The following is a 14,448-nucleotide window of genomic DNA, read 5'->3' as shown; positions in this document are numbered from 1 at the left end:
GGCCGCCGGTCAGGAGGGACGGGCCGCCGTCGAGGCGGACTGACGGGCCGCTGCCGAGGCGTGACGGGCCGCTGTCGAGGCGGACTCGGCCAGGATCCGGGCCAGTTCGGCCGGCTGGGAGAACATCGGCCAGTGGCCGGTGTTCATCTCGACCAGCTCCCAGTGCTCGCTCTTCAGCAGCTCCGCCACGACGGGCATCGGCTCCTCCTCGTCGTCGTCGAGGAGGCACTGGATGTACGTCGCCGGGAGTTCGCCCAGGGGGCGGGCGAGGACGGCCGGTTCGGTGAGCGTGGCGCCCGGGTGCGGGGACGAGCGGTCGATGATCCGGGCGATCTGCTCGTCCGTCAGGTCGTGGTCGGCAAAGTGGTCCGGGCTCACCAGTGGCCAGAAGCCGTCGTTCTCCGCGATCTGCCGGCGGACGTGGTCGCTCGGCCAGCCCGACAGGAACGACTCCCCGTCGACGGGCACGCTGGAGTCCACGAACACCACCCGCGCGAGCCGGTCGCCGATCCGCTCCGCCGCCTGTCCCACGGGCACGCCCGCGTAGCTGTGCCCGACGAGCACCACCTCGCGCAGGTCGAGGCGCTCGACCTCGTCCACGATGTCCCGCACATGGGTCTGCTGTCCCGCGGGGACACCCCGCTTCTCCGCGAGCCCCGACAGCGTCAGGGGATGCGGCTGGTGCCCGGCCGCGCGCAGCTCGTCCGCCACCTCGTCCCACGCCGACGCCCCGAGCCTCGCCCCTGCCACGAGTACGAAATGAGTCATGCCCGCAACGTATCCGACGGTGTCGGCGACTCCCCGGGCCGGGGGCTCGGCGCCGACTCCCCGGCCGTCCAAGTGCCCCTGCCGGTAAACGCTTTACCCGTCCTCCGGGTCCCCGGGGGAGGGATCGGCCACCCCCTCGCCGTCCGGCCCCCGCTCCCGCACCCGCTGGACGTGCTCCAGGGACTCGCGCAGTTCGGCGAGCCAGTCGTCGGTGTGCCGCTGGACCAGCCGGACGCACCAGGCGAGCGCGTCACTGCGGCTGCGGGCGACCCCGCCGGCGATCAAGGTGTCCAGGACCTGGCGTTCGGGCTGGCGCAGCCGGGTCATCACGGGCGCGGCCACATGCGTGAACAGGGCGCGCTCGCCGTCGCACTCCACGCCCCAGGACACCTTGCGGCGGAACTTGTGCTCGGCCTCGCGGGCCACCTCGACGCGGTCCTCCCGGGTGCGCTCCCGGAACTCCTCGATCCGGCCCTGTACGGCCGCCTCCCGCTCGGCGGCCGAGACGTCCTCGGCGAGCCGGGGGCCGGGGATGCGGCCGATGACGGTGATCTCCTCGCGGTCGGCGACCACCTCGACCAGGGCCTCGAAGAGGCCGTCGGGCAACCGGCCGGTGAACCAGCCGCGCAGCTTCTCTCGCTGTTCTTCGGTAATCATGTAATAACGATTACTCCACCGCGTCATGAACGCAAGGGGTCGTGGCGGTGTGCGCCGACGGCTGAAGCGGAATGTTTCAGGCCTATTGCCGAGGCGGGGTAATCAGGCCATACGGCCGGATCCGGCGATCAAGAACCGTGCCGTTGCGGGGCTCTGGTGTTCGGATGACGTGACTTCGCGCCACTGATTCAACACGCAAGGTTACTGAAAGCTGTGGGGTCGATGTGAAGTTGTGGCCAGGACTCGGCAGACTCGCGCTCGCCGCTCCGGCACCGACCGAGTCGGACGGCACACCCTCGAATCCAGCGGAAGGATGCACACAATGCGGAACACCGCGCGCTGGGCAGCGACCCTCGGCCTCACGGCCACCGCCGTCTGCGGACCCCTGACCGGGGCCGCTCTCGCCGAACCCGCCGCCGCTTCTGGTCTCTACGCTCCGTCGGCCCTCGTGCTGACCCTCGGCCACGGCGAGAGCGCCGCCACCGTCACCCCGGAACGGGCCGTGACCCTGACCTGTGCCCCGACCTCCTCGGGCACCCATCCGGCCGCGACCGCGGCCTGCGCCGAACTGCGCGCCGCCGGAGGGGACTTCGGTGCTCTCGGGCCCCGTTCCGACGTCCTGTGCACCAGGGAGTACAACCCCGTGGTGGTCACCGTCGACGGTGTCTGGCGGGGCGAGCGTGTCTCCTACGAGCAGACCTTCGCCAACGAGTGCGTGAAGAGCTCCTACGGGACCGTCTTCGCCTTCTGAGACCGGGGTCGCGTGGTGCCCGTGATCTGCCCGAGGGGCCCGCAGTTGGGGAGTGCCGCCCCTCTCACGGAAGCCCGTGATCCCGCACCGAGGGCCGGCGGACGGAGTGGGGCCGTCCGCCGGACCTTCGGGTCACTGCCTGCCCGGCAACTCCGGAAACGCGAGGAGCGGGGGGAAGCGGTGCCACAGACCGGACGAGCGCAGCAGCCGGTGCAGACGCGGTCCGTCCGTGACCACGCGCAGTCGGCCGCCACGCTGCTGGGCCCGGGACTCGGCGCGGCAGAGCACCCGCAGGCCCGAGCAGTCGAAGAACTCGACGCGCCGCAGGTCGACCAGTACGTCCGGCCGGCCGGACGCGGTCGCCGCGTCCAGATGCTCCGCGAGGAATCCCGCCGTCGCCAGGTCGATCTCACCGACGGCCTCGACCACCGTGAAGCCGTCGTTCACCAGGGTGCGGGCATACGGGTTCGCCGCGGGCGTTTCGGGAGCGCGGTCCTCGGGCTCCGGCGTCATGGCCGCTCCACCTGGGCGAGGGAGCATTCGATCCCGGTAGTTACCCCGCGGCGGCCCGGGCCATCCACCCAGCGGGGCCCGCTTCAGCTGGTTCACTCGACCCGGTGAATTTGTGTCTATTGCTTTGACTTCCTGTCTATGAACGGGTCCGCTCCCGGTGACTGGTGTCGCACCACGGGTAGCGGCGACTGCGGCGGCAGGTGCACAGGGCCACCCGGAAGCGGTCGGAGGAGACCGTCGTGCCGTCCTCCAGCTCCACTTGCACGGGGCCCTCCACGAGCAGGGGGCCGCGGTGCTGGACCCGGATGCGGCACGGCTGGTCGGAGTCAGAGGGGGAGTTCGGCACGGACGACCACCAGCTCTTCCTTCTTGTCGGCGGCGGACAGCAGACCGCGCTGACGCAGCCAGTTCTCACGCGTACGCAGCACCGGCCCGAACGCGATGCGGTGACGGCGGGTCACGGCGGCCTTCAGACCGGCCTCGCGCAGGTGTCCCACCGTCCGTCCCGAGTCGCTCAGTTCGGAGTGCACGATCAGCAGTACTCCGCCGGGGCGCAGCAGGGCGGGTGCCTCCCGGCAGACGCGGTCCAGCACGAACCGCCCGTCGTGGCCCGCGTCCCAGGCCCGGGCCCTTCCGCGCGGTGGCCGGACACCCGTCGGCGCCGGCACGTACGGCGGATTGCTCAGGATGAGGTCGAACGACTCGTTCCGCACGGGGTGGAAGAGGTTCCCGCGCCGGACCCGGACCGACGAGCCCGTCAGCCAGGCGTTCGCCCGGGCGGTGCACACCGCCCGCCACGACACGTCGACCGCGGTCACCCGGCCGCCCCGGCGGGCCGCCTGGAGAGCGAGAGCACCGGTTCCGGTGCCCACGTCCAGGACGTGCGCGCCGGGTGGCAGCGGCTCTTCGGACAGGGCTCCGGCCAGCAGCTCGGTGTCCTCCTGCGGGCTGTACACACCGGGAAGGACCAGAGGGGGAATCAGTGATCTCACTTCGCCCAAGTACCCCGGCATTCAGGAAATATGGTGGATTTCGGAAGCGAGTGGTGTGCGCAGGGACGAACGCCCCTGCGCCCAGTCGCGCAGGAGGCGGTCCGCGAGGCGGTCCTCGACGTGTCCGGTGACGTCGATACCGAAGGCGACGTCGGCGGCGAGGTGCGGCTCCTCGGCCAGCAGACCGCCGATCACCTCGTGGCGCACGACCTGCTCGTGGACGGCGTCGGCCTCGACGTGCTCGTCGTAGAAGTGCTCGGCGGCCGGTCCCGCGCCGGTGCGGCGCATCGCCTCGGCGAGGCGCCGGGAGCCGGGGGAGGAGGTGATCTCGACGGCCGCGAAATGGCCCACGAGGGCTCCGCGCAGGCTGCGGTGCAGGCCCAGCAGGGACATGAGGTTCACCGTCGCGAGCATCTCCGCGCAGGCCGCGTCCAGGTAGTGCCCGTACGTCGTGTCCAGGCGCAGGTCCGTCATCAGGTTCGCGAAGAGCTGGGCGTGGACGCGGTCGGGACGGCCGCCGCCGAACTCGTCGAACTCCACGGCCGCCATGCCCGCCTTCGCCCGCCCCCACAGCCGCGGCAGCACCCACGCGTGCGGGTCGGCCTCCTTGAGGTGGTAGAGCGAGCGCTGGGCCGCGTACTCACGCACGTGCCGCAGTTCGCCCTCCTTGCTCAGGAAATGGCTGACTCCGGTGCCGTCGACCGGTTCCACGAGGAGTGCGGCGAGCGCGTCCTCGACGCTGTCGTGGACCGCGGTGTCCCGGCGCAGGGCGGACAGGAAGCGGTGTTCCAGCGCCGCCCTGGCGCGCAGCAGGTCAGGGTCCCACTCGTGGTCGCCGGAGACGCCCGCGAAGCCGCGGTAGTGCAGTTCGTAACAGATGTAGAGGGCCAGCTGGAGATCGTCGCCGTACACGTCCGCCGCTTCGACGGTCTCGTGAGACGGCAGCGGTCCCGCGCCGAGCAGGTACTCCTGGACTGCGGCGGAGACCGGGCCCCGGGCCGGGGGTAGCTGTGGTTCTCGAGGGTCCTGAGGCATGGCGCCCGGGTACCCGGGCGGCGGCGGATCACCCGCCCTCGCCCGGGACGGTGCGGGTCACTCTCCCGCGGACTCCTCCTGGGCGCGCTCATTGGGGGTGATCGCGTCCCCGTCCTCGCCCCTGTGCGCCCGCTTCTCGTCGGTGTTCCGGACGCGCGTCTCGGCGTCCTCGAACTCGCGCAGGACCTCGTCCAGGGCGGTGTCGGGCTTCTGCTTCTTCTCCGTCACGGCTGTCTCCTCGTTCTCTCGTTCAGGTGGTGGCGGACGCGATGCGCAGGGGCACCGGCTCGGCGGGGGCGATGTTCTCCTCGTTGCGGCGGGCGATCTCGGCCCACCAGGAGGGACCGTCCTCGATGTGCCGCAGCAGGACCCCCTCGCGGATCGCCCAGGGACAGATGGTGACGGTCCTGACCCCGGTCAGCTTCATCGCCGTGTGCCCCACGACGGCCCCGGCCAAGCTCTGCGCGGCGCGCGGAGCGGAGATGCCGGGCAGTTCGGCCCGCCGCGCGGCCGGGAGGGCGGCCAGGCACTCGACGGCCTCCCGCAGGTCGGCCCGGTGCATCCGGCGTTCCACGAACGGTCCGCGCCGCCCGGGCGGGGTCCCGCACAGTCGCCCCAACTGCTCGAAGGTGCGTGAGGTCGCCACCGCGGTGCGCGGGCCCTCCCAGCGGATACGTGACGCCACGTCCCGCAACTGATGGCGCACCTTACGGCGAAGCGCCCGCACCGCCTCCGGGGGCGGCGGGTCCTGCCCCTCGAAGAACTCATGGGTCAGCCGGCCCGCACCCAGCGGCAGCGAGGCCACGTAGTCCGGCAACCGGCCGCGTCCGAAGGCGACTTCGAGCGACCCGCCGCCGATGTCGAACAGCGCGAGCGGCCCCGCCCGCCAGCCCATCCAGCGCCGCGCCCCGAGAAACGTGAGCTCCGCCTCCACCTCGCCCGGCAGGGTGTACAGCCCGACGCCGGTCCGGGTGCGGACGGTGCGCAGCACCTCCTGGCGGTTCGGGGCGGAGCGTACGATCGCCGTCGCGAAGGCCAGCGGTTTGGCCGCGCCCCATCTGGCGGCGGTCCGGCCGGCGTCTTCCACCGCCTCCACCAGCCGTTCCACGGCCTGTTCGGGCACCGGACCGCCCGGCCGCACATGATCCGCGAGTCTCAGCCTCCACTTCGCGGTGTGCACCGGCAATGGCACCCCGTCCTCGGCGTCCGCCACCACCAGACGGACCGTGTTCGACCCCACATCCACCACGCTTATTCGCATGGCCCTGTGGGTACCCACACAGGTCCCGTTCCAACGTTCGGCGCTCCCACAGGGCGTCGCTCTCAGCCACCGGTCGGACACCACCGGTCGGCATCGCGCCCGTGGAGGACAGGCGAGGGCCGCCGTCTCCCTGCTGACGGCGGCCCTTGTGTTCGGCGGCTCCTGCCGCGGCGGCTACATGTGGACGACGGGTGCGGCGTCCGGGTCCTGCTCCGGCACCCCGCGGCGGAAGAGCGCGAAGGTGATCAGCGCGCCGACGGCGAAGAGGCCCGCCGACCACCAGAAGGCGGTGGTGTAGCTCTCGATCGTCGCCCCGGCCTGGACCAGCTTGTTCGTCGGGTCCTTGCCGACCAGGTAGTCGGTGGCGGCGCTCGCGGCCAGCGTGTTCAGGAGGGCCGTACCGATCGAACCGCCCACCTGCTGCATGGCGTTGACGGTGGCGGAGGCGACTCCCGCGTCCTCGGCCGCGACCCCGCCGGTGGCGAGCTGCATGGCCGGCGGCATGACCAGACCGAGGCCGAAGCCGGTCACGATGAGCTGCGGCAGCACGGCGGACAGGTAGCTGGAACCGACGCCGATCCCGGTCAGCCAGGCCATGCCGGCCGCGGCGACCGCGAAGCCCAGCGGGATGACCACCTTGGGCCCGATGCGGGGGACCAGCATCGTGGTGCTGACCTGGGCCGCGACCATCAGTGCGGCGACCATCGGCAGGAAGGCCGCACCCGTCCTGGTCGGGCTGAAGCCCAGGTTGAGCTGGAGGTAGTAGGTGAGGAAGAGGAAGACCCCGAACATGCCGCCGCCGGAGATCAGCACGGCCAGGAAGGAGGCCGCCCGGTTGCGGTCCAGCAGGATGCGCAGCGGCAGCAGCGGGTGCGCGGCGCGGGTCTGCCACCAGGCGAAGGCGGCCACCAGCACTCCGCCCGCGATCAGGAAGCCCCAGGTCTGGGGGGAGCCCCAGTCGTGCGTCTCGGCGTTGGAGAAGCCGTAGACCAGGGAGAAGAGCCCGGCGGCGACCAGCAGGGTGCCGGGGACGTCCAGCTTGGAGTTCGCGGCGTCACGGTGGTTGTGCAGCAGCAGCCAGCCGCCCGCGAAGGCGACGACGGCGATGACGACGTTGACGTACAGCGTCCAGCGCCAGTCGAGCGCGTCGGTCAGGACCCCGCCGAGCAGCAGGCCCACCGCTCCACCGGCGCCGGCTATGGCGCCGTAGACGCTGAACGCCCTGGCCCGCTCGCGGGCGTCGGTGAAGGTCGTGTTGAGCAGGGAGAGGGCGGCCGGTGCGAGGAGCGCGCCGAAGGCGCCCTGCAGGGCACGGGCGGTGACCAGCATCTCGAAGTTGGTGGCGGCACCGCCGAGCGCGGAGACGGCCGCGAAGCCGACGACCCCGACGAGGAAGGCCGTCTTGCGGCCGAAGAGGTCGGCGATGCGGCCGCCGAGCAGCAGCAGGGAGGCGAACGCCAGCGCGTAGGCCGTCACGATCCACTGCCGGTTGCCGTCGGAGAAGCCGAGGTCGGCCTGGGCCGAGGGGAGGGCGATGTTCACGATGGTGGCGTCGAGGACCACCATGAGCTGGGCGAGCGCGACGACGGCGAGGATCCACCAGCGCTTGGCCGAGGCGTCGGCCGGTGGCTCGACGGCACCTTCCCGCCCGCTCTCGGTCAGGGTCTGCTCGGACATGGGGCAACTCCAGGGAAAGTCGGCTGGACGCTTCCCGCTTCAGAACGAAACGGTTTCGTACTCGACGAGATTAGACCACGCCGAACGAAACGGCAAAGTTTCGCTGAGAGGCCGGGCTCGACGCGCCGCGCCGCGCGGTCACTCCTACGCCATCTGCCGCCGCACCAGCTCGTGCAGCCGCCCGCCCGTGTCCGCGAGGAGCTGCGCGGGCGGTCCCTGCTGGGCGACCTTGCCGTTCTCCATCACGATCACGCGATCGGCGTCCAGCACCGTGGACAGCCGGTGGGCGATGACGATCCGGGTGGCGTTCAGGGCCTTCGTGGACTCGATGACCGTGCGCTGGGTGTCGTTGTCCAGGGCGCTGGTCGCCTCGTCGAAGAAGAGGATGCGCGGCCTGCGGATCAACGCCTGGGCGATCATGAGCCGCTGGCGCTGGCCGCCGGAGATCGCCCCGCTGCCCGAGACGATGGTGTGCAGCCCCATCGGCATCCGCTGGATGTCCTCCGCGAGCCCCGCCATCGCGGCCGCCGCCATCGCCTCCTCCGGTGTGTAGGGCTCGGTGCCGCAGATGACGTCCAGGATCGACCCGGTGAACGGCTGGGCGTGCTGCAGGACGACACCGCACTGCCGGCGCACCGCCGACTGGTCGAGCGCGGCCAGGTCCTGGCCGTCGTACAGGACACTCCCGGAGACCGGGCGGTCGAAGCCGATCAGCAGCCTGAGCAGGGTCGACTTGCCGCAGCCGCTCGGGCCGACGATCGCCACGAACTCGCCGGGCCGGATCTCGAAGGACACGTCGTCCAGGATCAGGGGGCCGTCGTCGGAGTAGCGGAAGGAGAGCCTGCGGGCCTCCATCGCCCCGGTGAGCGGCCCCGGCCGGGTGCTCGCGGTACGGACCTCCGGCTGCGCCTCCAGGACCGGCTTGATCTCCTCGAAGAGGGGGAGTGCGGCGACCGCCGAGACGAAGGCGCCGGTGAGCGAGGTGACCGCGGTCAGCAGCATCGTCACCGAGGTGTTGAAGGTCAGGAACTCCGCCGCCGACATCGAACCGCGCGCCGGGCCCGCCAGCAGCATGAACATCAGCAGGGTGCACAGCGGGAGATAGACCGATCCCATCACCGAGGTGAGGTTCTTGATCCGGCCCACCTTCTGCTGGAGCTCGCGGCTGCGGGCGAACTCCGAGGCCCAGGCCGCGTACGCGTAGTTCTCCGCCGCCGCGACCCTCAGCTTGGGCAGCCCGCGCAGGGTCTGGAAGGCCTGGTTGTTCAGCTTGTTGCCGAGCACCACCAGCCGCCGCTGCCAGCGCACCTGCCACAGCCCCAGGCCGAGAAAGCCGGCCGCGATGACGACGAGCATGCCGATCGCCGCCATCGCCATCGGGACGCTGTACCAGAACAGCAGACCCAGGTTCATCGCGCCGACTGTCACCGACTGGGCGACCGTCGGACCGATGCCCGCCATCATCCGGCGGATCGAGCTGATGCCCATGGCCTGACTGGCCAGCTCACCGGTCGAGCGCTCGGTGAAGAACTTCGTCGGCAGCCTCAACAGCCGGTCCCAGACGGCCGGTTGGAGGGTCGCCTCGATACGGCCCTCCAGGCGCAGCATGGTGAGGTTCTGCAGCAGCATGAAGGCCGCCGTCACCACACCGCTGACCATCACGGCCAGACACACCTGCACGATCAGAGCGGTCTGCGCCTTCGGCACGAACTCGCCGAGCACCTTGCCCGTCGCGATGGGGACCAGCGCGCCGATCGCCACCGTCACCAGACCGCTGAGCAGCAGGTTCGTCATATCGCCGCCCGTGCCGCGCATGCTGAACCGGACCAGCCCCAGCGGGCTCAAACTCCGGTCAGGCAAGGGGCGGTAGAACATCACCGCGCGCGGCTCGAACTCCTCCGCGTTGTCCTTCTCGATCGGCGTCTCACGGCCCGTCGCCGGATGCACGGCCACATAGCCGCCGCGCCGCCACAGCAGCGCGACCGGCGCACCCGACAGGGCCCGGTGGCCCACCAGCGGGCCGACGTTGTCCCGCCACCAGCGCCCGTCCAGGCGTACCGACCTGATGCGGACGCGGGAGGCGAGCGCGATCCGCTCGACCGGGTCGAGACGATCGCTCTCGGTGCCGCTGTGCGCGTTCTCGGCGAGCGGGATCCCGGCCGCGTCGGCGACCAGCTTGCACGCCGCGTAACTCGCGTCGGCGTCGGCGGCCGTCGCGCGCCGCTTCGACCTGCCGATGGACGCGAGCAGTGTCCGGTCGGCCTGGGCACGCACCGCCTCACCGGCCTTGATGCCGGCGGCCGTGCGGGTCTCGTGCGTGCGCTCCAGCTGCTCGATCCAGCGGTCGAGGGTGGTCAGCAGCCGGTACTGCTGGTCGACCATGGACTGCCAGACCCCGGGGTCCATCAGCAGGTCGGCGGCCGCCTCGGCGCCGTACAGCGAGCCGTACTGCACACTGCCCGGCGGCACCTGCATCCAGAAGACGTCGTCGTCGGTCGGGGCGGCGGCCCGCTCGTCGGCCATCGGCGCCTGGAAGAGGATCGACAGGCTCCGGCCGACGCCGAGCGCGAGGGCGTACTCCAGCGGGCTCGTCGTCGGCGGCACGTACTGGGGGTTGCCGTACTCGTCGTACGACCACGTCTGGGTGTGCGCCGGCTCGTACAGCTCGCGCAGGCCGATGCGGTGCACGACACAGTCCCTGAGCGGCCGGGCGACCAGGGTGTGCTGCGGGCCCGCCACCGGTCCGAGCAGCAGCGCGCCCGGCTCCAGACGGCCCAGGTGGTGCCAGTGGCCCTGCTGTTCGGCATCCACCGCGAACAGGTCCACCGCCCCCGACACGACCAGCCACAGCACCTGTGGGCCTTCGAGGTCGATGCGGCTGAATCCGGCGCAGTCGACGCGCGTGCCCATCTGCCCGAGGGCGCCCAGGACGACGTCCCCTTCGTGTGCGGTAGTCATCTCACCGTTCCTTGACCAGGGCCGCGTACGCGCCGCCGCGCGCCACCAGTTCCTCGTGCCGCCCGCGCTCCACGATCGTGCCGTGCTGCAGTACGACGATCTCGTCGCTGTCGCGCACGGTGCTGAGCCGGTGCGCGATCACCACACAGGCGCAGCCGCGCTTGCGCAGGTTGTCCATGACGATCTGCTCGGTCTCCGCGTCCAGCGCGCTGGTCACCTCGTCGAGGACCAGGATGCTGGGCCGGCGCACCAACGCCCGCGCGATCTCCAGGCGTTGGCGCTGACCGCCGGAGAAGTTGCGGCCGTCCTGCTCGACCCTGCTGTGGATGCCACCGGGCCGCCGCACGACCACGTCGTACAGGGCCGCGTCGCGCAGCGCGTCCACCACGGCCTCGTCCGGGATGGACGGGTCCCACAGCGCCACGTTGTCGCGGACCGAGCCCTCGAAGAGGAAGACGTCCTGGTCGACGAAGGACACCGAGGAGGCGAGCGCGCCGCGCGGGATGTCGTCCAGGCGTCGGCCGTCGATGCGGATCACACCCTCCCAGGGGGCGTACAGGCCCGAGATCAGCCGGGAGACGGTCGACTTGCCGCTGCCGGAGCCGCCGACCAGCGCCACCTGCTGGCCCGGGCCCACGGTCAGGTCGAAGCCGGTGAGCAGGGGCTTGTCGAGCGGGTTGTAGCCGAAGGTGATGTTCTGGAGCTCGACATGGCCGTGCAGTCGGCGCGTCGAGTCGCCTGCGCCGGGACGGCCGTACAGCGGGTCGGCCTTGAAGTTCTCCACGTCCTTCAGGCGGGCCACGTCGGCCGCGAAGTCCTGGATGCGCCCCGCCACGCCGTTGAGGCGGGTGATCGGCGCGGTGAAGCGGGTGACCAGGGCCTGGAAGGCGACCAGCAGACCGACGGAGATACCGCCCTCGATGGCCCGCATGCCGCCGATCCACAGGATGAGGGCGCTGTTGAAGGTGGCCAGCATCGGGGCGACCACACCCAGCCAGGCACTCGGCACCCCGAGCTTCTGCTGCTCCTCCAGCGTGGTGGCGTGCTGACCGGCCCACTTGCGGAAGTAACCGTCCTCGCCGCCGGTCGCCTTCATCGTCTCGATCAACTGGAGGCCGGTGTAGGCGGTGTTGGTGAGCCGGGCGCTGTCCGCGCGCAGTTTCGCGGTGCGGGTGGCGCGCAGCCGGATCACGATCCGCATGGCGACCACGTTCAGCAGGGCCACGCCGATGCCGACATAGGTGAGCTGGGGGTCGTAGGTGTAGAGGAGGATCGCGTACAGGACGACGACCACCGCGTCCACGCCCGCCGCCGCGAGGTCACGGGCCAGGGTCTCGGCGACCTGGTCGTTGGACTGGAGGCGCTGGACCAGGTCGGCCGGACTGCGCTGGGAGAAGAACGTCACCGGCAGCCGCAGCAGGTGGCGCAGGAAGCGGGCGCTGGACAGGGTCGAGGAGATGATCCGGCCGTGCAGCAGGTTCGCCTGCTGGAGCCAGGTCAGGGCCAGGGTGAGGGCGACGCAGGCCCCCATCGACGCGAACAGCACGCCGAGCAGCGAGGTCTGGCCGCCGATCAGGAACATGTCGATATAGGTGCGGGAGAGCGCAGGGGTGGCCGCGCCGACCAGGACCAGCAGCAGGCTCGCCAGGACCGCCGTCGGCATGGTGCCCGCGGTGCCGCGCAGCCGGGCCGGCATCGCGCCCAGCACACCGGGCTTGCGGCCGCCCTTGGTGAAGCCCTCGCCGGGCTCCATCACCAGCACGACACCGGTGAAGCTGCCGTCGAAGTCCTCCATCGGGACGAAACGGCGGCCTTTGCCGGGGTCGTTGATGTAGACGCCGCGGCGGCCGAAGCGGCGGCCCATGCCGTCGTAGACGACGTAGTGGTTGAACTCCCAGAACAGCACGGCCGGCGTCTTCACCTCCGCGAGCGCGGCCGTGTCCATCTGCATGCCCTTGGCGGTCAGGCCGTAACTGCGGGCCGCCTTCAGGAGGTTGCTGGCGCGCGAGCCGTCGCGGGAGACACCGCAGGCGATGCGCAGCTCCTCCAGCGGGACGTGCTTGCCGTAGTGGCCGAGGACCATGGCGAGGGAGGCGGCACCGCACTCCACGGCCTCCATCTGGAGGACGGTGGGCGTACGGACCGTCTTCGCCCTCCCCTTGGGGACCGGGCGCTTGGGCGGGGCGGAGCGGCGTCTGCTCCGGGTGTCCTGTGCGGTGCTCACGGCAACAGCCAATCGACGGGACGCTGATCGGCCAGCCGGATCGAACCCGAGGCCACGGTCATGGAGGTGAGGGCGAAAGGCGGTCCGTCCGCGGACGACCACTTGTAACCGCTCTTCGTGCCCTTCGACTTGTCCAGCTTCACGAGTACGGCGACCGGACGGCCGTCCTTGGTGAACTGCTCGCCGAGCTGGCCGTCCCCGAGGTACGCGGCGATCTGCTGCGCCGACTGGGCCGAGCGGTCCACCGACTTCACATGGCCGCGCAGCACGCCGTACTCCTGGGTGGGCACCGAGGAGACGGTCAGGTCCACGGCCGCGTCGTCCGGTATGGAGGCCGCGTTCTCGGCGGGCACGTACACCGTGGCGTACAGCGGATCGGAGGCGTGGGCGACCTTCTCCACGGCGGCGACGTTCGCGCCGGTCGAGATGATCTGGCCGATGGTGGCCGCCAGCGTGGTGACCCGGCCCGCCGCGACCGTGCGGACGACGGTGTCGCCGTCGGCCGTACGGACCTTCAGCACGGGGGAGTTGGCCGGCAGCTGCTCGCCCTCCTCGGCGATCACCTGGGTGACCTGGCCCGCGACCGGGCTCTGCAGGATGTAACTGCCCTGTCCGTGCGTGAGGATGGCGGGCGCGCTCACCGTGGAGGCCACCGAGCCGGTCACCGCCCACACGGACGCGGCGGCCATCACGACCACCGTCACGGACATCACCAGCCAGCCCTGCGGACGGGCGAAGCGCACCGGAAGGTCGAGCTCCTCCGGCGACTGGAGCTTGGCGAGGGCCTGTTGGCGGAACTGCACGGGTCTTCCCTCACCTGCGAAAGCGTGCGAATGCTACGCATGCTGCCAATGACAAAGGACCGGCTCGCGCGAGCCGGCCGGATTACGGCACCCAAGAGTCCCGGAACCGCCGGTTTGCGGCTCCGGGACGGGTCGACCACAGAAGAGTGATCAGATCACGAAGTGTGATCAGAGGCCGGCGACCAGGCCGGTGACCGGGGCGGTGTTCAGGCCGGTCACACCCTCGACGGTACCGACGGCCGTGTTGACCAGGCCGGAAACCGGGGCGACGCCGTCCACCAGGCTGGTGACGGTGCCGAGGGCGTTCAGCTGCAGGCCGCCGGAGACGTTGTCGAGGTCGGCGTCCGAGATCTCGACGGTCTCAACCTGGGGGGTGGAGTTCATGATGGAACTTCCCTTCGTATGGGTATTTCACAAGGGGGGAGCGGCCCCCTCTGGGGACAGATGACGGCCGCACTCGCACAGCGCCGGATCCCGTTTCCGGGAGCCCCGACGGCCCTGCGGTGCGATGGATCAAAGCACGCCGCCGCTCCGCCCTTCCAATTAACCACCCCTCTCACCAGGGCACTTGAGTCACAGAAGCCTCGATCCGTGCAGGCTTGCGCACGCTGTGGTGCCGACTTCTTCACATGTGATGTCGCGGCGGCTCGAAGGGGCCCTTGCCGTCGCCGCGGCGAATGCGACACACCTCGCCAATGACATGGGCGCCGGTCCGCGCTTGTGCAGAACTCCCGCTCCCCGTGACCTGGTTGCGCATTCGATGTGCAGGTTTGCTGGAGAGAGGATTCGGGGCGGAGTTCACAACGGAC

The 14,448-nt window shown here is 71.0% G+C and carries 14 protein-coding genes; 1 reads left to right on the top strand and 13 read right to left on the bottom strand.

Annotated elements, in window-relative coordinates; translation table 11 throughout:
• Positions 1–9: 9 nt before the first annotated feature.
• Positions 10–768 (bottom strand): alpha/beta hydrolase, encoded by a 759-nt coding sequence (locus ABZ098_RS28820; protein WP_356595984.1) that lies wholly within the window; start codon positions 766–768, stop codon positions 10–12.
• A 93-nt stretch (positions 769–861) separates the two neighbouring features.
• Positions 862–1,425: a hypothetical protein gene (locus ABZ098_RS28815; RefSeq protein WP_356595982.1), complete on the bottom strand. Its 564-nt coding sequence runs from the start codon at positions 1,423–1,425 to the stop codon at positions 862–864.
• A gap of 322 nt (positions 1,426–1,747) precedes the next feature.
• Here ABZ098_RS28815 and ABZ098_RS28810 point away from each other — a divergent pair, with 322 nt between their 5' ends.
• A complete protein-coding gene (locus ABZ098_RS28810) occupies positions 1,748–2,176 on the top strand; it encodes a protease inhibitor (protein WP_356595980.1) in 429 nt (142 codons plus the stop codon).
• Positions 2,177–2,308: 132 nt separating this feature from the next.
• Here ABZ098_RS28810 and ABZ098_RS28805 read toward each other — a convergent pair whose 3' ends face one another.
• The 11 genes from ABZ098_RS28805 to ABZ098_RS28755 form a co-directional block, all read right to left on the bottom strand.
• A complete protein-coding gene (locus tag ABZ098_RS28805) occupies positions 2,309–2,689 on the bottom strand; it encodes an STAS domain-containing protein (protein ID WP_356595978.1) in 381 nt (126 codons plus the stop codon).
• A gap of 136 nt (positions 2,690–2,825) precedes the next feature.
• The gene (locus ABZ098_RS28800) at positions 2,826–3,035 is read right to left on the bottom strand and encodes a CDGSH iron-sulfur domain-containing protein (protein WP_356595976.1); all 210 of its coding nucleotides are present in this window, start codon (positions 3,033–3,035) and stop codon (positions 2,826–2,828) included.
• On the bottom strand, positions 3,016–3,702 hold the full coding sequence (locus ABZ098_RS28795) for a HemK2/MTQ2 family protein methyltransferase (RefSeq protein WP_356595974.1): 687 nt from the start codon (positions 3,700–3,702) through the stop codon (positions 3,016–3,018). Before ABZ098_RS28795 ends, ABZ098_RS28800 begins: the two co-directional genes overlap by 20 nt.
• Positions 3,703–4,716 (bottom strand): iron-containing redox enzyme family protein, encoded by a 1,014-nt coding sequence (locus tag ABZ098_RS28790; RefSeq protein WP_356595973.1) that lies wholly within the window; start codon positions 4,714–4,716, stop codon positions 3,703–3,705.
• Positions 4,717–4,773: 57 nt separating this feature from the next.
• Positions 4,774–4,944: a hypothetical protein gene (locus ABZ098_RS28785; protein WP_356595971.1), complete on the bottom strand. Its 171-nt coding sequence runs from the start codon at positions 4,942–4,944 to the stop codon at positions 4,774–4,776.
• A gap of 22 nt (positions 4,945–4,966) precedes the next feature.
• Complete coding sequence (locus ABZ098_RS28780; RefSeq protein ID WP_356595969.1) at positions 4,967–5,977, bottom strand: Ppx/GppA family phosphatase; 1,011 nt, start codon at positions 5,975–5,977, stop codon at positions 4,967–4,969.
• Between the two features lie 174 nt (positions 5,978–6,151).
• Entirely contained in the window at positions 6,152–7,654 is a 1,503-nt protein-coding gene (locus ABZ098_RS28775) for an MFS transporter (protein WP_356595967.1), read from the bottom strand.
• Between the two features lie 144 nt (positions 7,655–7,798).
• On the bottom strand, positions 7,799–10,612 hold the full coding sequence (locus ABZ098_RS28770) for an NHLP bacteriocin export ABC transporter permease/ATPase subunit (protein ID WP_356595965.1): 2,814 nt from the start codon (positions 10,610–10,612) through the stop codon (positions 7,799–7,801).
• Between the two features lies 1 nt (position 10,613).
• Positions 10,614–12,836 (bottom strand): NHLP family bacteriocin export ABC transporter peptidase/permease/ATPase subunit, encoded by a 2,223-nt coding sequence (locus ABZ098_RS28765; protein WP_356595963.1) that lies wholly within the window; start codon positions 12,834–12,836, stop codon positions 10,614–10,616.
• A complete protein-coding gene (locus ABZ098_RS28760; protein WP_356595961.1) occupies positions 12,833–13,639 on the bottom strand; it encodes an HlyD family efflux transporter periplasmic adaptor subunit in 807 nt (268 codons plus the stop codon). The genes ABZ098_RS28765 and ABZ098_RS28760 overlap by 4 nt, the downstream gene beginning before the upstream one ends.
• Positions 13,640–13,807: 168 nt before the next feature.
• Complete coding sequence (locus ABZ098_RS28755) at positions 13,808–14,023, bottom strand: hypothetical protein (RefSeq protein ID WP_020134776.1); 216 nt, start codon at positions 14,021–14,023, stop codon at positions 13,808–13,810.
• Positions 14,024–14,448 lie beyond the last annotated feature (425 nt).

It is taken from the genome of Streptomyces sp. NPDC006335, from assembly GCF_040612795.1.
Lineage (GTDB): Bacteria > Actinomycetota > Actinomycetes > Streptomycetales > Streptomycetaceae > Streptomyces.
The sequence above is the reverse complement of the archived record's forward strand: the minus strand, read 5'-3'. Positions and strand labels throughout refer to the sequence as shown.